This is a genomic window from Streptomyces sp. NPDC007901 (assembly GCF_042959465.1).
Lineage (GTDB): Bacteria > Actinomycetota > Actinomycetes > Streptomycetales > Streptomycetaceae > Streptomyces.
The window spans coordinates 172,445-197,621 of record NZ_JBIBKW010000005.1 but is presented as its reverse complement, the minus strand read 5'-3'; the positions used below and the strand labels follow the sequence as shown (position 1 = coordinate 197,621).

Annotated in this window: 11 protein-coding genes and 1 pseudogene; 7 read left to right on the top strand and 5 right to left on the bottom strand. The window is 72.7% G+C overall.

The features are described 5' to 3' along the window. Positions 1 to 12: 12 nt before the first annotated feature. A complete protein-coding gene (locus tag ACFZDK_RS18595) occupies positions 13 to 1,476 on the bottom strand; it encodes a tryptophan 7-halogenase (protein ID WP_390973699.1) in 1,464 nt (487 codons plus the stop codon). 40 nt (positions 1,477 to 1,516) lie between these two features. Beyond that, positions 1,517 to 9,454: an SDR family NAD(P)-dependent oxidoreductase gene (locus ACFZDK_RS18590; protein ID WP_390973697.1), complete on the bottom strand. Its 7,938-nt coding sequence runs from the start codon at positions 9,452 to 9,454 to the stop codon at positions 1,517 to 1,519. A 392-nt stretch (positions 9,455 to 9,846) separates the two neighbouring features. Here ACFZDK_RS18590 and ACFZDK_RS18585 point away from each other — a divergent pair, with 392 nt between their 5' ends. Then, positions 9,847 to 10,998 carry an alcohol dehydrogenase catalytic domain-containing protein gene (locus tag ACFZDK_RS18585; RefSeq protein WP_390973696.1) on the top strand — a complete coding sequence of 384 codons (1,152 nt, stop codon included), beginning with the start codon at positions 9,847 to 9,849 and terminating at the stop codon, positions 10,996 to 10,998. Between the two features lie 585 nt (positions 10,999 to 11,583). Here ACFZDK_RS18585 and ACFZDK_RS18580 read toward each other — a convergent pair. Beyond that, positions 11,584 to 13,743 (bottom strand): MMPL family transporter, encoded by a 2,160-nt coding sequence (locus ACFZDK_RS18580; protein WP_390973694.1) that lies wholly within the window; start codon positions 13,741 to 13,743, stop codon positions 11,584 to 11,586. A 247-nt stretch (positions 13,744 to 13,990) separates the two neighbouring features. On the opposite strand from ACFZDK_RS18580, the gene ACFZDK_RS18575 reads away from it, so the two are divergent. From ACFZDK_RS18575 to ACFZDK_RS18565, 3 genes are all read left to right on the top strand, one after another. Next, complete coding sequence (locus ACFZDK_RS18575) at positions 13,991 to 15,427, top strand: 2-oxoadipate dioxygenase/decarboxylase family protein (protein ID WP_390973693.1); 1,437 nt, start codon at positions 13,991 to 13,993, stop codon at positions 15,425 to 15,427. After that, positions 15,424 to 16,953: an aldehyde dehydrogenase family protein gene (locus ACFZDK_RS18570; protein WP_390973692.1), complete on the top strand. Its 1,530-nt coding sequence runs from the start codon at positions 15,424 to 15,426 to the stop codon at positions 16,951 to 16,953. The genes ACFZDK_RS18575 and ACFZDK_RS18570 overlap by 4 nt, the downstream gene beginning before the upstream one ends. Before the next feature lie 142 nt (positions 16,954 to 17,095). Then, complete coding sequence (locus ACFZDK_RS18565; RefSeq protein ID WP_390973690.1) at positions 17,096 to 18,319, top strand: GNAT family N-acetyltransferase; 1,224 nt, start codon at positions 17,096 to 17,098, stop codon at positions 18,317 to 18,319. Positions 18,320 to 18,460: 141 nt separating this feature from the next. On the opposite strand, the gene ACFZDK_RS18560 is transcribed toward ACFZDK_RS18565, so the two are convergent. Then, complete coding sequence (locus ACFZDK_RS18560) at positions 18,461 to 19,573, bottom strand: SpoIIE family protein phosphatase (protein WP_390973689.1); 1,113 nt, start codon at positions 19,571 to 19,573, stop codon at positions 18,461 to 18,463. Between the two features lie 345 nt (positions 19,574 to 19,918). Between ACFZDK_RS18560 and ACFZDK_RS18555 the strand changes: the two genes are divergently transcribed. The 3 genes and pseudogenes from ACFZDK_RS18555 (at position 19,919) to ACFZDK_RS18545 (ending at position 23,052) form a co-directional block, all read left to right on the top strand. Continuing rightward, positions 19,919 to 20,587 carry a glycoside hydrolase family 11 protein gene (locus ACFZDK_RS18555; protein WP_365678397.1) on the top strand — a complete coding sequence of 223 codons (669 nt, stop codon included), beginning with the start codon at positions 19,919 to 19,921 and terminating at the stop codon, positions 20,585 to 20,587. Continuing rightward, positions 20,587 to 21,273: pseudogene (locus ACFZDK_RS18550) on the top strand (polysaccharide deacetylase family protein); the annotation flags it as partial. The gene ACFZDK_RS18555 and the pseudogene ACFZDK_RS18550, both read left to right, overlap by 1 nt. Positions 21,274 to 21,384: 111 nt before the next feature. Next, positions 21,385 to 23,052, top strand: coding sequence for a tetratricopeptide repeat protein (locus tag ACFZDK_RS18545; RefSeq protein ID WP_390973687.1), 1,668 nt, complete (start codon positions 21,385 to 21,387; stop codon positions 23,050 to 23,052). Here ACFZDK_RS18545 and ACFZDK_RS18540 read toward each other — a convergent pair. Beyond that, positions 23,049 to 25,133, bottom strand: coding sequence for a SpoIIE family protein phosphatase (locus tag ACFZDK_RS18540; RefSeq protein ID WP_390973685.1), 2,085 nt, complete (start codon positions 25,131 to 25,133; stop codon positions 23,049 to 23,051). The genes ACFZDK_RS18545 and ACFZDK_RS18540 overlap by 4 nt on opposite strands. Positions 25,134 to 25,177 lie beyond the last annotated feature (44 nt).

Genomic DNA, 25,177 nt, shown 5'->3' with positions numbered 1-25,177 from the left:
CGCGGCGAGAGGTCAGGCCGGGAGCCAGGACAGACCGTCCGCGGCGACCGCCAGCCGCCCGGGGGCGGACGACAGGGCGCCGTACAGGGCCTGTTCCTGGAGGTCGTTGCCGGTGCGGAAGGTGTCGGTGACGACCCGGGTGGTGAGGAGCGGGTTCGTCCGGTCGTCGGAGGCCGCCAACCGGGCCACCGCGTCCTCCAGTTCGGCCGTCGCGGTGCTCCACCGGGCGCCGAGCCCGCCCGTGGCGGGCAACCCGGTGTCACCCGAGGCCGCGCCCCCGGCGAGCTCGGCGAAGGCGGCGGCCTCGTCGACCTCCACCCGGGTGATCTTCTTCGCCGACCAGAAGTACGAGTCCTCGTTGTGTTCCATGTCGTAGAAGGCGATGAGGAAGTCGTAGAACACCCCGTACTCCCGGCGGTAGCGCGCCTCGAACTCGGCGAAGCCGCGCTCCTCCGCGACACTGCCGTCCAGGGCCGAGTTCACCGCCCGGGCCGCCAACAGGGCGCCGTACGTGGCCAGATGGACCCCCGAGGAGAGCACCGGGTCCACGAAGCACGCGGCGTCGCCGACCAGCGCCAGGCCCGGCGTCCACAGGGACGTCTTCCAGTACGAGTAGTCCTTGCGCACCCGGACCTGGTCGTACGGCGGCTCGGTCGCGACCGGTACGTCCGTCAGCAGCCGGTCGACCTCCGGGCAGGCCTTGATCATGTCCTGCCAGGCGGCCCGCGGGTCGTTCTGGACGGCCGGGTAGTGCTCCGGCGCGATCACCGCACCGACGCTGGTCAGGTCGTCGCGCAGCGGGATGTACCAGAGCCAGCCGGCGTCGAACGCGGCGCAGAAGATGTTGCCGCTGTTCGGCGCGGGGAGCCGGCGGCCGCCCGCGTAGTAGCCGAACACGGCTAGATTGCGGAAGAAGTCGGAGTAGACGCGCGCCCCGCCCACCCGGCCGTGGATCCGGCTGGTGTTGCCGGACGCGTCGAGGACGAACCGGGCGTGCGCCGTGCGCGGATTCCCGTCCCGGTCGGTGTACTCGACACCGCGCACCCGCTCGTCCTCGGCGAGCACCCGGCGCACCGGGCTGCCCTCCCGGACCTCGACGCCGACGCGTTCGGCGTTGCGCAGCAGGATCTCGTCGAACCGGGACCGCTCCACCTGGAAGGCGGTCGCGGTCGGCTCCGGCAGCCGGGGTGTCATGGCGAAGGAGAACTGCCAGGGTTCCGGGTCGCGGCCCCAGCGCAGGGTGCCGCCGCGCTTCAAGGTGAATCCGGCCCCGGCGACCTCGTCGGCGACCCCGAGCAGACGGCACACGCCGTGCACCGTGGCGGGCAGCAGCGACTCGCCGATCTGGTACCGGGGGAAGGTCTCCCGCTCCAGCAGGAGCACCCGGTGCCCGCGCAGGGCCACGGCCGTCGCGGCGGTCGAGCCGGCCGGCCCGCCGCCGACGACGATCAGGTCGTAGTCCGAGTCCGAAGTCATCCGGGTTCTCTCCTTCTGGTGGGCCTGCGCGGTCGGTCGGTCAGTCGGTGAGTCGGTCGGCCGTTCGGCCGTTCAGCCGAGCGCGGATCGCCGCGGCCGTGCTGTCGGCGTCCTGCTGGAGCAGCGAGTAGTGGTCGCCGGGGATGTCGACGCCGTCGTGCGGCAGCGGCCAGTGGGGCCGCCAGTCCCCGTCGGGAGCGATCCGCAGCATCTCGGCGGTGGGCCGGCCGCGCAGCAACAGGGCGGGAACCGGGGACGGTTCGGGCCGCCAGCTCTCCATCACGCGCGCATACCCGCCCCCGGCGATCAGCAGGGAGTCGTCGAGGCCGTCGACGACGTCGGCGGAGAGCGCGGCGCCCGCGGCCATCAGGGCCTGTCCACGCGCGTCGCCCCGGCGCAGCACCCCGGCATGGGAGTCGATCAGGATCACCCCGGCCGGCGGCTGCCCCTCCCGCGCCAGCTGCCCGGCCACGGCATGGGCGATCGCCCCGCCCGCGCAGTAGCCGACGAGCACGGGCGCCCTCTCCAGGGGCAGCGACCGCACGGTGTCGGCATGCGCCCGCACCAGCGTGGCCACGCTGTCGGGAACGGCCCGTCGGGTGCCGAACCCGGGATGCTCCAGCAGATGGAGATCGCGCTCGCCGTCGAACCGCCGGGCCAGCGCGGTGGGCAGCCGCAGGTGCGGTGTCAGGTAGTCCGGGAGGTAGACCAGCGGAGTGCCGTCGCCGTGGGCGAGCTGGAGCGCCGGGACGGTGTGCCGGGCGCGCTCGCCGTCGGAGAAGACGGGGAGCGCGTACGACGCCAGGAACCGCAACGCCATCGCCTCCGCCGGCCCCTGCTCCCGCAGCACCCGGTGGTAGAGGGGACTGAACCGGTAAGGGGCGGAAGAGAGTCGAGGTGCCACGTCGGCCGGTGGCGTGGGCTCGGCCGGGATCTCGCGGGTGCCTCCCACATGTACGGCATCCGTCTCGGTCTCCGTCTCCGCTCCTGTCCCCGCTTCCGGCGGCGCGTCCGCGTCCAGCAGCGCCGCGTGGACGTGTGCCGTCAGCTCGGGCAGCGTGGGGTACTCCAGGACGACGGTCGGGGACAGTCGTACCCGCGTGAACGCGCTGAGCCGGTTGCGGATCTGCACGGCGGACAGGGAGTCGAAACCGAGCTCCGTGAAGGACCGCTCGACGGGCAGCGCGGCCGGGTCCGGGTAGCCCAGGACCGCCGCGATCTCGGCGCGGATCAACTCGGCCAGGAGGGCGAGGCGTTCGGGTGGTGGAACGGCAGCGAGCCGCTCGCGCCAGGCGCCGGGCCGTTGCTCGGCGGCAGCGACCGACGGGACCGCCTCGATCGCGGCCGGGCCCGGCGGCAGCAGGTCGGCGAGGACGGGCGGCGCGCCCGCACCGGCCGCGGCCCGCAGGTCCAGCGGTACGGGGACCAGCACCGGTTCCGGTGTGCGCAGCGCGGTGTCCAGGAGGTCGATTCCTTCCCGTTCGCCGACGGGCAGCACGCCGCCCTCGCGAAGACTCCCGGGAGCGACCCGGCCCGCCATCCCCGGCGCGTCCGCCGTCGCCCACGGCCCCCACGCCAGCGCCTGCGCGGGCAGCCCCTGGGCCACCCGGTGCCGGGCGAGGGCGTCCAGGAACCCGTTGGCGGCCGCGTAGTTCGACTGTCCGGCCCTGCCGAGCACCCCCGCCGCCGAGGAGTAGAGCACGAACGCGGACAGGCCGATGCCCTTCGTCGCCTCGTGCAGATGCCAGGCGCCGTCCGCCTTCGGCGCGAGCACGGCCGCGAGCCGATCGGGCGTCATGGCGTCGACGACACCGTCGTCCACCACCCCGGCCAGGTGGAAGACCCCGCTGAGCCCCGGCCCGCAGGACGCCACCAGGGAGTCCACGGCGGCCCGGTCGCTCACATCGCACGCCACCACCCGTACGTCGGCGGGCAGTTCGCCCGCCCACTCCGGGACCTTTCCACTGCGGCCGGCCAACACCAGCCGCCGCACGCCGCGTTCGACGGCCAGATAGCGGGCCAGACTCGCCCCGAGCGCGCCGCCGCCTCCGGTGACGAGCACGGTCCCTTCCAGGGCCGCTTCGGTCGTCCCGTCGGCCGGCGGATCAGCGAGCGCCAGCCGGGGCGCCAGGACGGCCCCGTCGCGCAGGGCCAGTTCAGGCTCGCCGGACCGCAGCGCCGCCTCCAGGACCGCCGGTGCGACCGGCGCGTCCCGTCGGTCGACCAGCACGATCCGCCCGGGATGTTCGGAGGACGCACTGCGGACCAGTCCGGTGACGGCGGCCTCCGCGAGGTCGGGATCGTCACCGCTCGCGTTCCCGGTGAGCACCAGCAGCCGGCCCGGCCGCGCGTCGGCGGTCCAGTCGCGCACCCGCTCCAGCACCTCGGCGAGCAGCCCGCGCACCCGCTCGGGCACGGTGGCGTCCGACGGCAGCCCGGCGGCCAGCCGCGCCACGTCGAGCAGCTCGTGCTCGGTGCTCACGGCGGCGTCCGGCCCCACGGGCCGCCAGACCAGGTGGTACGTCTCCGCGGACGGCCGCGTCGAGATCGCCCGCGTGACCACCGACTCCACCACGGCCAGGGGCCGCCCGGCACCGTCGGAGAGGGCGACCCGGAACTCGTCCGGACCGAGCCGTCGTACGACCGCCCGCGCGTCGGAGGCACCGCTCGCGTACACCGTCACACCGGAACAGGTGAGCGGCGCCTTCGGCTCACCGGGCTCCTCGGCCAGCAGCGCGGCGTGCAGCGCCGCGTCGAACAGGGCGGGATGCAGGGTGTACGACCCCGCAGTTGCCGCTTCCCCCGGCGGCAGCGCCAGTTCGGCGAAGACCTCGTCGCCCCGCCGCCACAGCGCGGTCACCGCACGGAAGGCGGGCCCGTAGTGGTGGCCGTGGGCGGCGAGGCGCGGGTAGTCGACGGCGACGGGCCGCGCGTCCGACGGCGGCCATGTCCCGGGCGTGTCGGCAACCGGTGCCTCGGCCGGTGACCCGGCCGGCGTCCCGGCCGGTGCGGTCGTCGCCGTGGCGTGCCGGGTCCACCGTCCCGGCGCGTCGGCCCGCCGGGCCCAGACGGTGACCGGCCGACCGCCCGTCTCGTCCGGCGTCCCGGCCACCACCTGGACGCGCGCCCCGGCCCCCGGATGCAGCACGAGCGGCTCGTGGAGGGCCAGTTCGGCCAGCCGCACCGGGCCGGGGGAGCCGTCGGCCCGTCCGGCCCGTCCGGCCAGTTCGGCGAAGACGGTCGCGGGCACCACCACCCGGTCGCCGATCAGGTGGTCGGCCAGCCAGGGCTGGCGGTCGAGGGAGAGGACGGCCGTGTGCCGGATGCCGGGCCCGTCCGCGTCGGGCACCGGCTCGCCCAGCAGGGGGTGGCCGGAGCGGCCCGTCTGCCGACCGGCGTCGAGCCAGTACCGCTGCCGCTGGAAGGGGTAGGTCGGCAGCGGACGCCGGCGGGCACCGGTGTGCGCGTACACCGACCGCCAGTCCACCGCGACCCCGTGCACATGGAGCGCGGCCAGCGCCTCCACCGTCGTACCCGCGTCCCCGCACGACGGGAACACCGCACCCGCGTCCGGCTCCACGCACTCCTCGGCCGTCACCGCCGACGAGGGCGCGGGACCGGCCTCGACGAAGGCCGTGACGCCCTCCTCGGCCAGCACGCCCACCGCCTCGGCGAACCGGACCGTCTCACGTGCCTGCCGCACCCAGTGACCGGCGGTGGCGAGCGCGTCCGACGCGATCCGGCCGGTCAGCGTGGACACGACCGGAACAGACGGCCGGTGGTAGGTCACCGACTCGGCGACCTCGCGGAACTCGGCCAGCATCGGGTCCAGCAGCGGCGAGTGGAAGGCATGGCTCACCGGCAGCCGTCGGTACGGCCGTCCGACGGCGGTCGCCAGCTCCGTCACCGCCTCCTCGGGCCCGGAGAGCACCACCGACTCCGGTCCGTTGACCGCGGCCACCGCGACCGTCCGGCCGGGAACCTGGTCGACCAGCCGCGTCACGTCGGCCAGCGGGGCGCGCACCGCGAGCATCGCGCCTCCGGCGGGCAGGGCCGCCATCAACCGGCCCCGCGCGGCGACCAGCCGTACGGCGTCGGCTCGGGAGAACACCCCGGCCACGTGGGCGGCGGCCAGTTCGCCGATCGAGTGGCCGAGCAGGTACGCCGGACGGACCCCGAGGTCGGCGAGCAGCGTGTGCAGGGCCACCGCGTGGGCGAAGAGCGCGGATTGCGCGTAGTCGGTGCGGTGCAGCAGCTCGGGGTCGTCGAGGACCTCCAGGAGCGGGCGGTCGAGCCAGGGGGTGAACTCCTCGCACAGACCGGTGAAGGCCGCGTCGAACACCGGGAAGGCCGCCCGCAGTTCACGGCCCATCCCGGGGCGCTGGGCTCCCTGGCCCGGGAAGAGGAACGCCACCTTCGGACGCGGGCGCGCGACGCCCCGCAGCAGCGCCGGACCGTCGACGCCGGCCGCCAGGTCCCGCAGCCCCGCGAGCAGGCCCTCGGCATCCGCGGCCACGACGGCCGCCCGGTGCGACAGCGGCGCCCGGGTCGTGGCGAGCGAGTACGCGGCGTCCAGGGCACCTGCCGAGTCCCCTACGTCGGATAGGGCCGCCGCCAGCCCCGCGGCCTGCGCGCGCAGCCCGGCCTCGTCACCGCCGCCCACCAGCCAGGGGGTGACCGGCAGCGGCGCGGTCGGCTCCGCGGCGTGCTCCGGTGCCTCGTCCGTCGGCTCCTCGATGATCACGTGCGCGTTGGTGCCGCCGATACCGAACGACGAGACCGCCGCGCGGCGCGGGCGGTCCCGGCGCGGCCACGGGCGGGCCCGGTCGAGCAGCCGTACCGCGCCGTCCGCCCAGTCGACGTGCGGCGACGGCCGCTCCGCGTACAGGGAGACGGGCAGTTCCTCGTGGCGCATCGCCTCGATCAGCTTGATCAGGCCCGCCGCCCCCGCCGCGGCCTGGGTGTGTCCGAGGTTGGACTTCACCGAGCCCAGCCACAGCGGGTCGGACGGATCGCGGTGCCGCCCGTACGTCGCGAGCAGGGCGCCCGCCTCGATGGGGTCGCCGAGCGCCGTTCCCGTGCCGTGCCCCTCCACCGCGTCGACGTCGGAGGGCCCGAGCCCCGCGTCGGCCAGCGCCAGCCGGATCAGGTCCCGCTGTGCCTCGCCGTTCGGGGCGGTGAGACCGTTCGACGCGCCGTCCGAGTTGACGGCGGAGCCGCGCAGCACCGCCAGCACCGGATGGCCGTGGCGGCGGGCGTCCGACAGCCGCTCCAGCAGCACGAGACCGACGCCCTCGGCCCAGGCGGTGCCGTCCGCGTCCGCGGCGAACGACCGGCAGCGGCCGTCCGGCGACAGCCCGCGCAGGCGGCTGAACACCACGAACGGATGCGGGTTCGACAGCACCGTCACCCCGCCGGCCAGTGCGAGCGAACACTCCCCGGCGCGTAGCGACCGGGCGGCCAGGTCCAGCGCGACCAGCGAGGACGAACACGCCGTGTCCAGGGTCATGGCCGGACCGCGCAGTCCCAGGACGTAGGCGATCCGGCCGGACGCCACACTGGCGGACGCGCCGACACCGAGGTGGGACTCCAGCTCGTGCGGCGAGAGTCCGCCGGCGTACCCGCCGGCGTGCATCAGGCCCACGAACACGCCGGTGCTGGTGCCCCGCAGCTCCGGCGCCGGAATGCCGGCCCGTTCGAAGGTCTCCCAGGCGACCTCCAGGAGCAGCCGCTGCTGGGGATCGGTGGCGAGCGCCTCTCGGGGCGACATGCCGAAGAACAGCGGGTCGAAGTCCGCCACGCCGTCGAGGAAGCCACCGCGGCGGGTGTACGTCGTCCCGAGCCGGTCGGGGTCGGGATGGTACAGGGACGCCAGGTCCCAGCCCCGGTCGGCGGGGAACCCGGCGGTCGCGTCGACCCCGTCGGCCACCAGGTGCCAGAGGTCCTCGGGCGAGCTCACTCCGCCGGGGAAACGGCAGCCGACCGCCACGATCGCCACCGGCTCGCTGTCCGGGCCACGCCGGACCGTGGCCGTGGCCGATGCGGAGTCGGCGGTGCCGTGCAGCCGGTGGTCCAGGTGGGCGGCGACCGCGGCCGGGGTCGGGTGGTCCCAGACCAGCGTCGCCGGGAGCCGTAGTCCGGTGCGGGTGCCGAGCCGGTGCCACAGGGTCATGGCGTCCATCGAGGTCAGACCGAGATCGGCGAACGCGGTGCCGGGGTCGGCGGCCGTCCCGCGGATCGCCGCCGTCTCCGTGCACACTAGGTCGGTCAGGGCGGCCCGTCGCTCGCCCGGGGTCCGGCCGGCCAGTGCGGCCAGGCCCGGTTCGGCCGGGCGGTCGGCGAGGGCCTGCCGCAGCAGGGCCCGGCGCGGTTTGCCCGCGGCGGTGCGCGGCACGGCCGGGGTGAACAGCACTTCCTCGGGCACCTTGGGCGCCGAGAGCACGGCGGCGCAGGCGCGCAGCAGCGGCACCGGATCGAGGTCCGGCCGGTCCGGCACCACGAAGGCCACCGGAACCTCACCGAGCAGCGGATGGGCCCGCCCGACCACGGCCGCGTCCCGCACCCCGGACAGGCCCAGCAGCACCCGCTCGACCTCGGCCGGATCGACGTTCTCGCCGCCGCGCACGATACGGTCGTTCGCCCGGCCGGTGACGGTCAGCCGGCCGTGCTCGTCGAACCGGCCCAGGTCACCTGTGCGGTACCAGCCGTCACGCAGGGCGTCGGCGGTCTCCTCGGGCCGGCGGTGATAGCCGAGCATGACGCCGGGGCCGCGTACCCAGATCTCGCCGTCCCCGCCCGCAGCGTCCCCACCTGTGGAGTCCGCGTCTGCGGAGTCCCTGCCCACAGAGTCCACGTCCGCAGCGTCCCCGCTTGTGGAGTCCACGTCCGCAGCGTCCCCGCTTGTGGAGTCCACGTCCGCAGCGTCCTCGCCTGCGGAGCCCTCGCCTGCGGAGCCCTCGCCCGCGGTGTCGACCTCGACGAGCCGTACTTCCGTCCCCGGCAGCGGCGTCCCGCTGTCGCCGCGCCCCCGCGGCCCGTCGAGCCCCTCCATGGTGATCTTCCCGCAGGTCTCGGTGGAGCCGTAGCCGTCCAGCAGCGGGGCGCCGAACCGGGCCTCGACCTCCTCCCGCAGCTCCGGATCGCTGGGTGCGCCGGCCGTGACGCACAGCCGCAGCGAGGGCAGGCGGCCCAGCCCGGTGTCGAGCAACTGCCGGTAGGTGAGCGGGACCCCGGCGAGGACGGTCGGGGCGTACGCGGCGGCCAGCCGTGCCAGTGCGGCCGGATCGGCGGTCGCGGTGATCCGGGCGCTCGCTCCGGCCATGGTGGTGCCCAGGACGCAGAGCGAGTGGGCGTAGGTGTGGGAGAGCGGCAGTGGCCACAGCACGCGGTCCGTGTCCGACAGCCCGAGCCGGGGCAGATAGCAGGCGGCCGGGGACCAGAGCGCGGACCGCTGGCTGGAGACCGCCGCCCTGCTGGAGCCGGAGGTCCCGGAGGTGTAGAGGAGCCAGGCCGGCTCGTCCAGGCCCAGGTCGTCGGGTGGGGCGGACGACGGTGCCACGGCCAGCGCCTCCCAGGAGATGGCCCCGGCCGGCAGCGGGCCCTCGCCGGTGACCAGCAGCCGCACCTGCCGGTCGGCGGTCAGCCGGGCGACCCGTGCGAGATGGTGCCGGTCGGTGACGAGTACGGCCGGATCGCAGTCGGCCAGCAGCTCGGCGAGCTCGGCATCTGTGGCGCGGGAGCTCAACGGCGCCCCCACCGCGCCGGCCCGTACGGTGGCGAGCAGCCCCTCGGCCAGCTCCACGCCGTTGTCGAGGCAGAAGGCCACCCGGGCCGACCGGGCCGCTCCCATCCCGGCCGCCAACCGGCCGGTCCTGCGCTCCAGTTCGGCCCAGCTCACCGCCCGCCGGTCATCGGCGAAGGCGATCTTCCCGCCCCGCCGCACGGAGTTCTCGACGAGCAGTTCCGCAACGGGCCGCACGGCCGGCGTCTCCGCCACTCCCACCGGATTCCCCCTTGGTCCAACACCCCTGTGATTCAGGCCTGTTGGCGAGCGTACGTCCCGATGTGGACATCTCGGGGGGAGCGACGCGCGGTGCGCGGCGACCGGGCGCCGAGCGGATCAGCCGGACGACGTCCTCGCCGCCGGCTGCGGTGCGCCAGCGGGGGCGGCCCGGACCGCCCGGCAATCCGCCCGAAGGGGTTGCGGCGTCCGCTGGACCGGCGTTCTCTGGAAGTATCCGATGGTGAAACAAGAGCGCCTAGGGTCGCGGCACGGACCGGGGGCTCTGCCTCGACGTGTTTCTCCTGGCCACCGCCTCGGTCTGCGCGGTCCGTCGTCGTCGCCCGGCGCTCGACGCGGAGGTGAGCCAGGTGAAAGCCGTCGTCTACGAGAAGCCCTTCAGTGTCGCCGTGAGGGACGTCGATGATCCGCGCATCCAGCACCCGAACGATGTGCTGGTACGGGTCACGTCGACCGCCATCTGCGGATCCGACCTGCACATGTACGAGGGCCGCACGGCCGCCGAGTCGGGGATCGTCTTCGGACACGAGAACCTCGGCATCGTCGAGGAGATCGGCTCCGGCGTGACCTCCCTGTCCAAGGGCGACCGCGTCGTCATGCCGTTCAACGTCGCCTGTGGATTCTGCAAGAACTGCCTGGCCGGCAAGACCGGCTTCTGCCTCACGGTGAATCCGGGCTTCGCCGGCGGAGCCTACGGCTATGTGGCCATGGGCCCCTACACGGGCGGGCAGGCAGAGCTGCTGCGAGTACCGTTCGCCGACTTCAACTGCCTGAAACTGCCGCCGGGCGAGCAGTTCGAGACCGACTTCGTGCTGCTGGCCGACATCTTCCCGACCGGCTACCACGGCTGTGAGCTGGCCCAGGTGTCGCCCGGCGAGAGCGTCGCGGTCTTCGGGGCCGGCCCGGTCGGGCTGATGGCCGCCTACTCCGCGTTGCTGCGCGGTGCCTCCAAGGTGTTCTCGGTCGACCGGGTGCCCGAGCGGCTCGCCAAGGCCGAGCAGATCGGGGCGATACCGATCGACTTCACCCAGGGCGACCCGGCGACCCAGATCAAGGAACACACCCGCGGCGAGGGCACGGACAAGGGCGTCGACGCCGTCGGCTACCAGGCCCAGGCGCACGACGCGAGCCACGAGGAACCCGCCGTCGTCCTGAACACCCTGGTCGAGACGGTACGGCCGACCGGCATGCTGGGCGTGCCGGGTCTGTACGTCCCGTCCGACCCCGGTGGTCCCGACGAGCACGCCAAGCACGGCCAGCTGCTGGTCTCCATCGGCAGGATGTTCGAGAAGGGGCAGCGGATGGGGACAGGTCAGTGCAATGTCAAGCAGTACAACCGCCAGCTCCGTGACCTGATCATCGCCGGGCGGGCCAAGCCCAGCTTCGTGGTCTCCCACGAGCTGCCGCTGGAGGACGCCCCGAGGGCGTACGAGAAGTTCGACCAGCGGATCGAGGGCTACACCAAGGTCGTCCTGCACCCCGGCCACGCCCTGGCCGCGTAGGACCGTCCACCGCCTCGGCGGGCCGGCCTTCCTGGCCGGCCCGCCGAGTGCGCCCACCGCGCTCGCGCAAAAGCGGCCGGTCGGGCCACACGAAAAAGGGAGACGGGAAATGACCCAGGAAACGATCAAGCTGGCCCCGATCGAAGCTCAGCGCACCGTCGAACGACCGCGGAAAGTCGGGCTCGCTCACCGGCAGCCGGGGAAGCCCCCTCAGGAAGGGAACGGCCTACTGGTACCTGATGGGCTCCACGAACAATGACACGGGGGTGTTCACTACGTGATCAAAGGCTCCGGCAACAATTGGCGCAAGAAGGGCAACCGCGTGAAGCGCAGCGGGAAATGGTCGGACGGCCATAAAGCGGCGCTGATAGTCGCTGATCACAAGTGGCGCGGTATTTACTATCTGAGGGACGTGAGTACCGGCGAGTACGTGGAGCACCACTGGAATGGTCCCTGCACCTACGGAGACAAGCACAAGGCGCGTTTCTTCCTCCGGCCAGGAGTAGGGCCTGCCTCGCCGGACCCCACCTCGCCGCCGGCTTCGCCCGGTCGGCGAGGTGGGCCGAAGGAACCGAAGGAACCGGTCTAGCCGGGACGCCCCGCGGCCTGGTACTCGTCCGCGGCCGGGGACGGGCCGTCGGTGCCCGCTCCCGGTTCCGCCCGGTCGGCGTGGCCCGGCCACCAGGCCGCGTGGCCGATGAGTGCCGTGAGGCTCGGGGTGAAGAACATCGCCATCACGAAGGCGGCCACCGCGATGCCGAAGGAGACCGCGAAGCCCATCTCCGTGAGCAGCGAGTTGCCCGCCAGCATCATCGTGGCGAAGGTCGCCGCCAGGATGAAGCCCGCCGCGGCCACGGTCGGCCCCGCGTGCCGCAGCGCCATACCGGCCGCCTCGCGCGGATCCCGGCCCTCCCTGGCCTCCTCACGGAGCCGGGCGATCATGAGGATGTTGTAGTCGGTGCCGATGGCGACCACGAACAGGTACATGATCACGGGGAGCATGAACATCAGGCCGGGCTTGTTCTGCGCGTCCTGGAAGATCCAGACCGTGGCACCGAGGGTGGAGCCGAAGCCGAGACCCACCGAGGCGATCAGGTACCAGGGAGCGACCACACTGCGCAGCAGCAGCCCCAGGATCACCATGATCAGGACGGCGGCCACGGGGAACACCGTCCGGTAGTCGTGGTTGACCGCGGAGTCGATGTCCTTGTAGATCGAGGACATACCGCCGACGAGCGCCTCGGTGCCCTGCGGGGCGTTGTCGTGGGCGACGTCCCGGACCCGGCCCACGGCGTCGATCGCCTTGTCCGTCGACGCCTCGTACTTGAGGGTGACGGTGAAGTCCGCCGTCGTACCGGCCTTGTTGACCTGGCTCATCCGGGCGCTCGCGACACCGTCCACGGCCCCCAGCTTCCGCGCGTACGCGTCGAAGCCGGCCCGGTCCAGCGGCTTGCCGTCGGTGCTGGAGAGATAGACGTCGGTGGGCGCGGCGGCACCCGCCGAGTACGCCGTCTGCATCTCGTCCTGGACGACCATGGACTCCTTGGTCTTGGGCATCGAGCCCGACGCCAGGTCGAACGTGGCCTTGTAGCCGAGCGTGCCGAGCGACAGCACGAGCAGCACGAGACCGGACACCGCGGCGGCCAGCGCCGGGCGGCGCCGCACCCCACGGCCCAGGGCCGCGAAACGGGCGTTCGCCGGTTCCCGCTGCCAGGACTTCGAGGGCCAGAACACCTTCGGGCCGATGAGCGAGACCACGGCCGGGATCAGCGTCAGCCCGGCGATCAGGGTGACGGAGACCGCGATGGCGAGCGCCGGGCCCATCTGCTTCAGGAAGCCCAGCGTGGACAGCACCAGCGCGAGAAAGGCGATGATGACCGCGCCGGCTGCCGAGGCGATGGCCTCGCCGACCCGGCCGACCGCGTTGATCATCGCCTCCTTGGGCTCGTCGCCCGCGCGCAGCCGTTCGCGGTAACGGAACATCAGGAACAGGAAGTAGTCCGTGCCCACGCCGAAGAGCACGACGATCAGGATCGACGACACGGAACTGTTGGCCTGCAGATCGAACAACTTGGTGGCGTACGAGATCAGCCCGTTGGCGATCGCGGACACCAGGCCGATCGTGATCAGCGGCAGGAACGCGAGGATCGGCGCCCGGAAGATGATCAGCAGGGTCACCAGGATGATCACGAAGGTGCCGATGCCGATCAGCGCCTCACCGCGCTTCGACGAGTCCTGCTGGTCCAGGGCCTGCGCGGCCGAACCGCCCAGCCTGACCTCCAGGTCGGTGCCCTTGACCAGTTGCTTGACGTCGTCGCGCAGCACCTTGGCCGCGTCCGCCTGCACGGGCTGGCCGGCGTTCTTGCTGTCCATCTGGACCAGGGTCAGGGTGTACCTGCCGTCCTCGGACGGCTGGCCGGGGACGGCCTTCTGCACCTGGTCGATGTGTTTGGCGCCCAGTTCGGTGGTGATCCGGGCGACGTCCTTCTTGTCGTCGGCGGTGAGCCTGCCGCCGTCGGTGCGTTGGTACAGGGCGATCGCGGACGGGGTGAAGGCGCTGGGGAACGCCCTCTCCTGGAGATCCGCCGCCTTGATCGACTCGTAACTCTTGGGCAGGAAACTGCTCTCGTCGCTGTTCGAGGGCAGGCTCGGGGCGGTGGCGACGATCGCCACCGCCGCGATCAGCCATGCCACGATCGTCCAGACGGGATGTCGGACGACGACATTGCCAATACGTCGGAACATGCGGAAGGTCCTCCTGAGTAGGAAGATCACCGCAGCCCGGGGAGCGGACCCTGGCATCGGCGACCTCGACCGGCTCGCATCCGACGGACCGGTCGCATGGTTGTCTTGCGGTCAACATGGTAGGGATCACAAACCAAGATCGGTCCACTGGGTTTTCCGTGGCGCGTACGTGGTTTGCCGCCGCGACCCCCGCGTGCCCGGCCCCGCCGTCTGTACGGCGGCGGCCCGGTCGGCGACCATCGGAGACATGATCGCCACTCTGCCAACGGTCAGTCAGTGGCAGCTGCGGGCCGCGTTCGCGGTACGGCTGTCGGAGATGTACGGGCGGGAGGTGCCCGCGTACACGACGCTGGTGGACGTGTCGCGCGAGGTCAACGAGGACGTCCTGCGCGCGCGGGGAGCCGGCGCCGAGCGGCTCGGCTCCCTCGCCCGGGTGACCGCCGAGCGGCATGGCGCCATCCGTGTCGGCACACCGCGCGAACTGGGGCAGGTCGCCCGGGTCTTCGGCGCCCTCGGCATGCACCCGGTCGGCTTCTACGACCTGCGGGAGGCCGCGGCCAGCGCCGTCCCCGTCGTCTCCACCGCCTTCCGGCCGGTCGACGGCGAGGAACTGGCCCGCAACCCCTTCCGGGTGTTCACCTCCCTGCTCACTCCGGCCGACCCCCGCTTCTTCGACGCCGACCTGCGCGCCCGTGTGGAGACCTTCCTCGCCGCCCGCGAGCTCTTTCCCCCGGAACTCCTCACGCTGGCCGACCGCGCCGCCGCCGACCGCGAACTGCCGGCGGACGACGCCGAGCGCTTCCTCGAACTGGCCGTGCGGGCCTTCGAACTGTCGAAGGAGCCGGTGGACCGGGCCTGGTACCGGACCCTGGAACGGGTCTCCGCCGTCGCCGCCGACATCGGCGGTGTCCGCAGCACCCACATCAACCACCTCACCCCGCGCGTCCTGGACATCGACGAGCTGTACCGCCGTATGACGGACCGCGGCATCGAGATGATCGACACCATCCAGGGTCCGCCGGCCTGGAAGGGCCCCGACGTGCTGCTGCGCCAGACCTCCTTCCGCGCGCTGGCCGAACCCCGCCCGATGCGCACCGAGGACGGCGCCGTCGTCAGCGGCGCCCTGCGGGTGCGCTTCGGCGAGGTCGAGGCCCGCGGCATCGCCCTGACCCGCACCGGACGCGCCCTGTACGACGACCTCCTGGACCGGATCGACACACAGGCGTCCGAGCACCCGACCCGCGCCCGTGACGACATCGCGCGCACCGTCTGGGAGCGGCACATGGCCGGCAGCGAGGAGGAACTCGCCGCCCGGGGACTCGCGTACTTCACCTACCGGCTCGCCGACGACCGGCCCCGCGACGGCAGCCGGCCGCCCGCCGGCATCGGCGAACTGGTCCGGCAGGGCTGGCTGCGCGCGGAACCCGTCGTCTACGAGGACTTCCTGCCCCGCTCCGCCGCCGGCATCTTCCAGTCCAACCTCGGCGCCGAGGGCACCCGCGACGACGACCGCCAGGGCACCGTCCACGACGCCGACTGGCTCTCCGGTGCCCTCGGCCGCGAGGTCCTCGACCCCTTCGCCCTCTACGAGCAGCAGCAGAACCGCTCCCTCGCCCAGGTCGCCCGCACCCTCGGCCTCACCGACCCCCCGCGCCGACTCCGCACCCCTGGAGGACCACGATGACCAGCACCGCGCTGCCCACCACGGACGAGCTGCGCACCCGCGCCCTGGCCTGCCTGCGGAACATCGGTGCGCGGGTCCCGGAGGGCGAGGACTTCCCGGCCCGCACCCCCGTCACCGGCGAACACCTCCTCGGACTGAAGGCCGCCACCGGCACCGACGTCGAGGAAGCCGTCGCCGCCGCCTGCACCGCCTTCCTGACCTGGCGCACCACACCCGCCCCGCGCCGCGGCGAACTCGTGCGCCGCCTCGGCGAGTTGCTGCGCGCGCACCGGAACGACCTGGCCGAGCTGGTCACCGTCGAGGCGGGCAAGATCCGCTCCGAGGCGCTCGGCGAGGTCCAGGAGATGATCGACATCTGCGAGTTCGCGGTCGGCCTGTCGCGCCAGCTCTACGGTCGTACGATCGCCTCCGAACGCCCCGGCCACCGCTTGGCCGAGACCTGGCATCCGCTCGGCGTGGTCGGTGTCATCTCCGCCTTCAACTTCCCCGTGGCCGTGTGGTCCTGGAACACCGCCGTCGCCCTGGTCTGCGGCGACACCGTGGTCTGGAAACCCTCGGAACTCACCCCGCTGACCGCGCTGGCCTGCCACCACCTGCTCGCCCGGGCGGCCGAGGAGACCGGCGCCCCCCAGGACGTCCACCGTCTGCTGCTCGGTGACCGCGCGGTCGGCGAGCGGCTCGTCGACGACCCCCGCGTGGCCCTCGTCAGCGCCACCGGCTCCACCCGCATGGGCCGCGAGGTCGGCCCGCGCGTCGCCGCCCGCTTCGGCCGCAGCCTGCTGGAACTCGGCGGCAACAACGCGGCGATCGTCGCCCCCTCCGCCGATCTGGACCTCGCCGTCCAGAGCATCGTCTTCGCCGCGGCCGGCACGGCGGGCCAGCGCTGCACCACACTGCGCCGGCTCATCGCGCACCGCGACATCGCCGACGCCCTCGTCGAACGCCTCACCGCCGTCTACGGCAAGCTCCCCGTCGGCAACCCGTTCGACGACACCACGCTCGTCGGCCCCCTCATCTCCACCACCGCCCTGGACGCCATGCGGCACGCCCTCACCCGCGTGCAGGCCCAGGGCGGCAAGGTCCTGGCAGGCGGCAACCGCCGACTGGCCGAGGCGGCACCCGGGGCCGCCTACACCGAGCCCGTGCTCGTGCGCGTCGACGAACAGACGGACGTCGTACGGGAGGAGACCTTCGCGCCGATCCTCTACGTCCTCACCTACGACACCCTCGACGAGGCGATCGCGCTGCACAACGACGTCCCGCAGGGCCTGTCATCCAGCATCTTCACCCGCGACCAGCGGGAGGCCGAGATCTTCCTGTCCGCCGCGGGATCCGACTGCGGTATCGCCAACGTCAACATCGGCACCTCCGGAGCCGAGATCGGCGGCGCCTTCGGCGGCGAGAAGGACACCGGCGGCGGCCGGGAGTCCGGCTCCGACGCCTGGAAGGCGTACATGCGCTCCGCCACCAACACCGTCAACTACTCCGGTGAACTCACCCTGGCCCAGGGCGTCAGCTTCCTCTGACCGGGCGTCAGTCCTCCTCCCGGGAGCGGGCGGCTCACCTCGGGGATGCGTGAATTCGTTTGACCTGGCCAGGGGCCGAGGCGGCAAGGTGTCGTGACACCGCGACCCGTGGTGCCCGTATCCAGGGGAGGCAGCGGCCACGATGGAGATTCGTCCCACGACCGACCAGGACTTCGACGTCTTCGTCGACACGCTCCATGCGGCGTTCGGAAGCTTCCCGGACACGCCGGCCGAGGGCGGTGGCGGGGTCTGGTGGGCGGCGCTCGAAATGGACCGCGGCCTGTTCGCCGTGACGGCGGACGGACGGCCCGTCGGCACCGCCAGCGCGTACTCCTTCGAGCTCACTCTGCCTGGGGACATCCTTGTTCCGGTGGGCGGGGTGACCGCCGTCGGCGTGCTGCCCTCGCACCGGCGCCGGGGCGTGCTCACCGCGATGATGCGGCATCAGCTCACCGAGCTGCGGGCCCGAGGGGAGTTCCTCTCCGTGTTGCTGGCCTCCGAAGCCCTGATCTACCGCAGGTTCGGCTACGGCCCGGCGACCTATACACAGCGGCTGACGGTGCCGCATCACAAAGGCTCTTTCGCCCCCGACCGGGCGCGCGGAACGGCCGACGCGCCGGAGACCGGCTCGGTCGAGGTGCTGCGGCGCGCCGAGTGCGGCGAGCTTCTGGAGGAGGTCTACGACCGGTACCGCCGCGCGCAGCCCGGTGCGGTGTCCCGGCCGCACCGCTGGTGGACGCTGGGCGCGGGGCAGCCGCCGGTCTCGTCCGCGAAGCGCTATGTGGCCGTGCACCGCGACGCCGACGGCGTCGCGGACGGATACGCCGGCTACGCGATCGGCGAGAACCGGACTCTGACGGTCGACGAGACGATCGCCGTCGACGACGGCGTGTTCACCGCCCTGGCCCGGTTCGTGCTCGGCCACGACCTGGTCACCGAGGTCGTCTTCAAGCACGTCCCGCCCGGACACCCGCTGCGCTGGCAGCTCGTGGACTTCCGGGCCGCCCAGGTCAGCGGTGACACCGACTGGCTCTGGGTGCGGCTGCTGGACATCCCGCGGGCGCTGACCGCACGCGGCTGGTGCACGGACGGGGAACTGGTCCTCGACGTCGACGATCCGTTCCTCGGCGAGCACGGGCGCTACCTGCTGACCGTCCGGGACGGCAAGGCCGACTGCGTCCCGACGGACCGGGAGCCCGACCTGTCCCTGGACGTGACCGACCTGGGCTCGGTCTACCTGGGCGGCACCGCCCCGAGCACGCTGGTGCGGGCCGGGCACATCCGGGCCCATCGCCCGGGCGCCGCCGTCCTCGCGGACACCCTCTTCCGCACCGAGCGCGCTCCGCACTGCCTGCACTGGTTCTGACCGCTGCCCCGCCGCCCGGACCTCGGTTCCCGGGGATTCGCTGTGCGATGTCGCGCACGACGACGGCCTCGAACCGCTCGGCGTTACCGCACAGCGTCTTCTCCGGCAGCCTCGCGGTGGCGGAGTCTCCCACCACGTGCGTCACGGCAGCAGGAACGCGGTGAGCGCGGCCGTGTCGTCCTGCAACTGGTCGTGGCTGTATTCCAGCAGGTCCTGGTGGAGCCTCTCCAGCAGTTCCGGGGGCGGCACCGGGCCCCAGGAATGCAGCCGTTGCAGCAGGGGGTAGAAGGAGCCGTCCGGGTCCCGGGTCTCCGTGACGCCGTCCGTGTACAGCAGCAGTTGGTCGCCGGGGCCGAAGGCGTAGGTGTCGACGCGGTAGGGGTCCCCGACGAGCATGCCGAGGTTCAGCGGCGGCCCCGGCTGTCCGCGGTCCAGCTCGCGGATCTCGCCGGGGCGGATGAGCAGCGGCGGCGGATGGCCGCAGTTGAGGATGCGGACGATCCGCTCGTCCTCGGGGATCTCGGCGAACACGGCGGTGACGAACCGCTCGCCGGTCTCGCTCCCGCCCAACTGGTCGGCCCGGCGCGTCATGCTGATGTCCACCCGCTCCACCAGGGCACGCAGGTCGGGTTCGTCGTGCGCGGCCTCGCGGAAGGCGCCCAGCATCGCGGCCGCGGTCTCGACGGCGAGCAGTCCCTTGCCGCGTACGTCACCGATGAGCAGCCGGACCCCGTGGGAGGTGGGCACGGCCTCGAAGAGGTCGCCGCCGATGCGGGCCTCCGCGGCGGCGGACAGGTAGAAGCTCTCCAGCAGCAGGTTGCCGATCCGGTGCGGGACCGGTCGCAGCAGGACGCGTTGCGCGATCTCGGCCACGAACCGGACGTCGGCCAGGGTGCGTTCCCGGCGGATCCGGTGCGCGGCCAGGATCGTGCCCAGGGCGCCGACCAGGGCGGTGCACGCGTAGGCGGCCACGTAGTGCTGTTCCCACAGGAGGCCGACATGGCGTCCGGCGCAGCACGGTGTTCCGGCCAGTAAAAGTTCGAGGCCGATGGCGAAGACGGTGGCGCCGGCGACGACGGCGGGCGGGTGCGCGAAGGCGGTCACCAGGGGCAGGGCGATCAGCGCGAAGCTCACCGGCCACTCCACGGGGGTGACCGGCTCGACCAGCAGCACACCGACGACGTACAGGACCGGAAGCCAGCGCGTCCACGCGGGGGGCGCGGGCAGGGCTGGGATGCGACCGTCGTGCCTCACCCGGGACTCCTGGCATACGAATCTCGACAAGACGCCCAGCCTCCCGGGCCACCGCCCGACCCGCCGGTGATTGCTCCACTCAGCGGCATGTTCCCTCGCCGCAGCAGCATTCGGGTGGGGCATCGAAACATTCGGGGATTTGAGGGCGTGATATTTGATCTTGGAATGGCCGATTTCCGGTTCTCGTGATCGCATTCGGATGATCCGCGTACATGAGCTGCTGCAATCGGCGAACCGGTGAATCGAAGGTTTCGAAATAATCACCGAAACTGTTGACAGGTGACATGCGCAGACCAACACTCCCCACCAAGTCACACCCGCACAGGCCACACGAGGAGGCACCGCATGAACCCGCTCGACCACGCGCTGAGCCGACGGAGCGCCGGCGCCCTGCTGCTGGGCGCCGCCGCCGGGCTCGCCCTGCCCGGCACCGCCCGCGCCGCCACGGTCGTCACCACGAACCAGACCGGCACCAACAACGGCTACTACTACTCGTTCTGGACGGACGCGCAGGGCACGGTCTCCATGACCCTCGGCTCCGGCGGGAACTACAGCACCAGCTGGAGCAACACCGGCAACTTCGTCTGCGGCAAGGGCTGGAGCACCGGCGCCCGCCGGAACGTCACCTACTCCGGCAGCTTCAGCCCCTCCGGGAACGGCTACCTGTCCCTCTACGGCTGGACGTCCAACCCGCTCGTCGAGTACTACATCGTCGACAACTGGGGCACCTACCGGCCCACCGGCACGTACAAGGGCAGCGTCACCAGCGACGGCGGCACCTACGACATCTACCTGACGACGCGGTACAACGCCCCGTCCGTCGAGGGCACCAAGACCTTCAACCAGTACTGGAGCGTCCGCCAGTCCAAGCGCACGGGCGGCACGATCACCACCGGCAACCACTTCAACGCCTGGGCCAACGCCGGAATGTCCCTCGGCAGTTTCAGCTACTACCAGATCCTCGCCACCGAGGGATACCAGAGCAGCGGCAGCTCCAACATCACGGTGGCCTGATGCGCGCCGCAGCGGAGCACTCGTCACGACCCCTGCTGGCAACGGCCGCCGCGGTCACGCTGGCCGCCGCGGCCACCCTCGCGGCCGGCACCGTCCCGGCGCACTCCGCGAGCTGCGCCGGCTACGTCGGTCTCACCTTCGACGACGGGCCGTCCACCGCCCACACCCCCGGCCTGCTCAGCGCCCTCAGGGCGAACGGGCTGCGGGCCACGATGTTCAACGAGGGCCAGTACGCGGTCGCCTACCCGGCCCAGGTCCAGGCCGAGGTGAGCGCGGGCATGTGGGTCGGCAACCACAGCTACACCCACCCGCACCTGACCCAGCAGACCCAGGCACAGATCGACTCGGAGATCTCCCGCACCCAGTCGGCCGTCGCCGGTGCCGGCGGCGGGACGCCGACCTTGTTCCGGCCGCCGTACGGCGAGACCAACGCGACCGTGCGCACGGTCGAGGCCAAGTACGGGCTCACCGAGATCATCTGGGACGTCGACTCGCAGGACTGGAACGGCGCGAGCACCGACGCGATCGTGTCGGCCGTCTCCCGGCTCACCGGCGGCCAGATCATCCTCATGCACGAGTGGCCGGCCAACACCCTGGCCGCGATCCCGCGCATCGCACAGACCCTCGCGGCCAAGGGGCTGTGCTCCGGGCGGATCTCCGCGCAGACCGGCCGCGCGGTCGCTCCCTGAGCAAGCGGTGGCACCGGTGGCGCGGCGGTCCGTCAACCGCCGCGCCATCCTCATGACTTCGGATGAACGGGGATCTGCCGGAGACTCCGCGTCGATAGGTTCGGCACCGTGGACTACTACGACCTGGGCCGTCACACCCGGCCTGTGACCACTTCGTCCGCCGAGGCGCAGACCTGGTTCGACCGGGGCCTCAACTGGACCTACGCCTTCAACCACGAGGAGGCCGTCCGCTGTTTCGAGGCGGCCGGCGCGGCGGACCCGGACTGCGCCATGGCCGACTGGGGCGTGGCCTACGCCCTCGGCCCCAACTACAACAAACCCTGGGAGTTCTTCGACCAGGAGGACCTGGCGCGCACGACGGAGCGCACCCACGCCGCCGTGGAACGCGCCCACGCCAAGGCCGCCCACGCGAGTCCCGTCGAGCGCGCCCTCGTCGAGGCGCTGCGTGCCCGCTACCCGCGGGCCACGGCCCCGGACGCGGCGGACTGCTCGGTGTGGAACGCGGGCTACGCCGACAGCATGCGGACCGTGTACGAACGGGCGCCCGACGACCTCGACATCGCGACCCTCTACGCCGACGCCCTGATGAACCTCACCCCCTGGCAGCTCTGGGACATCCGCACCGGCCGGCCCGCCGCGGGCGCCCGGACACCCGAGGCCAGGGCCGTGCTGGAACGGGCCCTCGGCACCGAGGCGGCCACCCGGCACCCGGGACTGCTGCACCTCTACATCCACCTGATGGAGATGTCCCCGACGCCCGAGGCCGCTCTGCCCGTCGCCGACCTGCTGCGCGGCCTGGTGCCCGACGCCGGGCACCTCCAGCACATGCCCTCGCACCTGGAGGTCCTCTGCGGCGACTACCGGCGCGTGGTCTCCGACAACGCGGCGGCCTCCGCCGCCGACGAGAAGTACCACGCCCGCGCCGGCGCCATGAACTTCTACACCCTCTACCGCTGCCACAACCTCCACTTCGGCATCTACGGCGCGATGTTCCTGGGCCGCAGCCAGGACGCCCTCGCCCTCGCCGCACGGCTCGAAGCCGCCGTGCCCGAAGAGCTGCTGCGGGTGGAGAGCCCGCCGATGGCCGACTGGCTGGAGGGCTTCCTGGCGATGCGGGTGCACGTCCTGGTCCGCTTCGGCCGCTGGGACGACATCCTGCGCCTGCCGCTGCCCGCCGACCCCCTGCTGTACTGCGTGACCATCGCGATGCTGCACTACGCCCGCGGTGTCGCGTTCGCGGCCACCGGCCGGATCCCCGAGGCCGAGACGGAACGCGCCCGCTTCCGGGACGCCGTCGCCGCGGTCCCCGCCAACCGCATGCTGTTCAACAACACCTGCGCCGACATCCTGGAGATCGCCGCCGCGATGCTCGACGGCGAACTCGCCTACCGCAAGGGCGACTTCGACACCGCCTTCACCGCCCTGCGGCACTCGATCGACCTCGACGACCACCTGCCGTACGACGAGCCCTGGGGCTGGATGCAGCCCACCCGGCACGCCTACGGCGCCCTGCTGCTCGAACGCGGCCGGGTCGAGGAGGCCGAGACGGTCTACCGCGCCGACCTCGGCCTGGACGACACCCTGCCCCGGCCCCTGCAGCACCCGGGCAACGTGTGGTCCCTGCACGGCTTCCACGAGTGCCTCCAGCGGCTCGGCAAGGACGGCGAGGCACGGATCGTGGCCCAGCAGCTGAAGCTGGCGGCGGCGACGGCGGACGTGCCGATCACGGCGTCCTGCTTCTGCCGTACGGACCCGGACTGCTGCGGCGGCCGCTAGAGCGTCCGCGCCACCAGCAGGGCCACGTCGTCGTGGTCGTCCGGGTGGCGCAGACCGTGCAGCAGCAGGTCGCAGGTCTCCTCCAGCGGCCGGTGGGGCTCGTCCAGGAAGCCGAGCAGGACGTTCAGCCGGTCGTCGATGGGATGGCGGCGGGTCTCCACCAGGCCGTCGGTGTACAGGACCAGCAGGTCACCGGCGGTCAGGTCGACGGCGGTGGTCTCGAAGGGGATCCCGCCGACGCCGAGCGGGGCGGCGGGCGGCAGCTCCAGCAGGGTGGCGGCGAGCCCCGGCCGGGCCAGGGCGGGCGGCATATGGCCCGCGTTCGCGATGTCGCAGCGCCTGGTGTGCGGGTCGTACACCGCGTACAGGCAGGTGACGATGTAGTGCTCCAGGTCGCAGGTGATCCGGTCCAGGTGCTGGAGCACCGCCGCCGGGGGCAGCTCCAGGTCGGCATAGGCGCAGGTGGCGGTGCGCAGCCGGCCCATCGTGGCGGCCGCGTCGATGCCGTTGCCCATGACGTCGCCGACGACCAGCGCCGTCCTGTCCTGCGACAGCGGGATCACGTCGTACCAGTCGCCGCCCACCTCGCTCGTCGCCTGGGCCGGCTCGTAACGGGAGGCCACTTCGAGGCCCGTGTGCTGCGGCGGGTGGTCGGGCAGCAGGCTGCGCTGCAGGGTGAGGGCCGTGTTGCGGACGCTCTGGAACCAGCGGGCGTTGTCGATGGCCACGGCGGCCCGGCCGGCCAGCTCGGTGGCGAGGACGACGTCGTCCTCGTCGAAGGGGAGCGGATTGCGGGTGCGCTTGAGGTCGAGGGCGCCGAGCACCTCGCCGTGCGCGATCAGCGGCACCGCGAGATACGAGTGCACACCGGCCCGCGCCAGCAGGGCGCCCGCCTCGGGGTTGCGGGCGATGCGCGGCAGATCGTGCGGGCCGACATGGGGGACCAGGACCGGGCGCGCGGTGTGCACGCAGAGCGTGACCAGCCGGTCGCCGTCGTAGGCGGCGAGCTTGCCGGGCTGGTCCGCGGCGCGTAGGGCGACCGTGGGATGGGCCGCCTCGAGGGCCAGGGCGCGGAACAGTTCCGGGCCGTTGCCCGGGCGCCGGGAGCGGCGCAGGGCCAGCGCCGAGTCCAGCACGTCCACGGCGACCACGTCCGCGAGGACCGGGGTGGCTATCTCGGCCAGCTCGTGCGCCGTCCGCTCCACCTCCAGCGAGGTGCCCACCCGGGCCGAGGCGTCCGCGATGAGCGCGAGCCGTCTGCGGGCCCGGTCGGCCTCGGCGGCCGCGCGGTGCCGCTCGGTGACGTCGACGACCGAGGTGGCCGCCCCCAGCACCCGGCCGCCGGGATCCTCCAGCCGGTAGAACGACAGCGACCAGGCGTGCTCGTGCTCGGGATCGGACGGCGGCCGGCCCACGTGGTACTGGTCCAGCAGGGGCGTGCCGGTGGTGAGCACCTGGCGCAGCGCCGACTCCACGGTGTCGATGTCGGGCAGTGGCAGGGTCTCCCGCAGATGGCGGCCGATGTGCTCCTCGGCGGGAACGCCGTCGATCCGCTCCAGCGCCGGGTTCACCAGGAGATAGCGCAGGTCGGGGTCGAGCAGGGCCAGCCCGATGGGGGACTGGTTGATCAGCCGCTCGCACAGCGCCAGGTCGGTCTCCACCCGCTGCAGCAGGGTGTGGTCGGCGGCGATGCCCAGCGCGTAGACGTCGCCGAGATCGTCCAGCAGCCGCATGGTGCGGAACTCCGTCAGCCGGCTGCTGCCGTCCTTGTGCCGGACCGGGAAGGCGCCGGCCCAGCTGCGACCGGTCTCCAGCACGTCCGTGAAGAGGCCCACCACGGCCTTCAGATGCTCGGGGGCGACGAGCAGCCGCGCCGCGTTCCTGCGCAGCGCCTCCTCGGCCGTGTAACCGAACAGTTCCTCGGCCTGCGGGGTCCAGAACACGATCCGGCCATGCACGTCCAGTGCCACCGCGGCCACGCTCAGGACATCCAGCAGACCGGTCGGACGCGGCCTGCCGGGGCCGTACTCCTCACCACCGGAGCCGCCGGCGCCACCGGACCGCAGGGAACCCACAGCCATCCCTCAACCACCTCCACCGGCCACGGGCCGCCGACGCAGCTGCT

Excerpts from the sequence above, each read along its gene's own strand:
- ACFZDK_RS18595 (WP_390973699.1), bottom strand. The coding sequence starts at position 1,476 with ATGACTTCGGACTCGGACTACGACCTGATCGTCGTCGGCGGCGGGCCG.
- ACFZDK_RS18580 (WP_390973694.1), bottom strand. The coding sequence starts at position 13,743 with ATGTTCCGACGTATTGGCAATGTCGTCGTCCGACATCCCGTCTGGACG.
- ACFZDK_RS18575 (WP_390973693.1), top strand. The coding sequence starts at position 13,991 with ATGATCGCCACTCTGCCAACGGTCAGTCAGTGGCAGCTGCGGGCCGCG.
- ACFZDK_RS18570 (WP_390973692.1), top strand. The coding sequence starts at position 15,424 with ATGACCAGCACCGCGCTGCCCACCACGGACGAGCTGCGCACCCGCGCC.
- ACFZDK_RS18565 (WP_390973690.1), top strand. The coding sequence starts at position 17,096 with ATGGAGATTCGTCCCACGACCGACCAGGACTTCGACGTCTTCGTCGAC.
- ACFZDK_RS18555 (WP_365678397.1), top strand. The coding sequence starts at position 19,919 with ATGAACCCGCTCGACCACGCGCTGAGCCGACGGAGCGCCGGCGCCCTG.
- ACFZDK_RS18540 (WP_390973685.1), bottom strand. The coding sequence starts at position 25,133 with ATGGCTGTGGGTTCCCTGCGGTCCGGTGGCGCCGGCGGCTCCGGTGGT.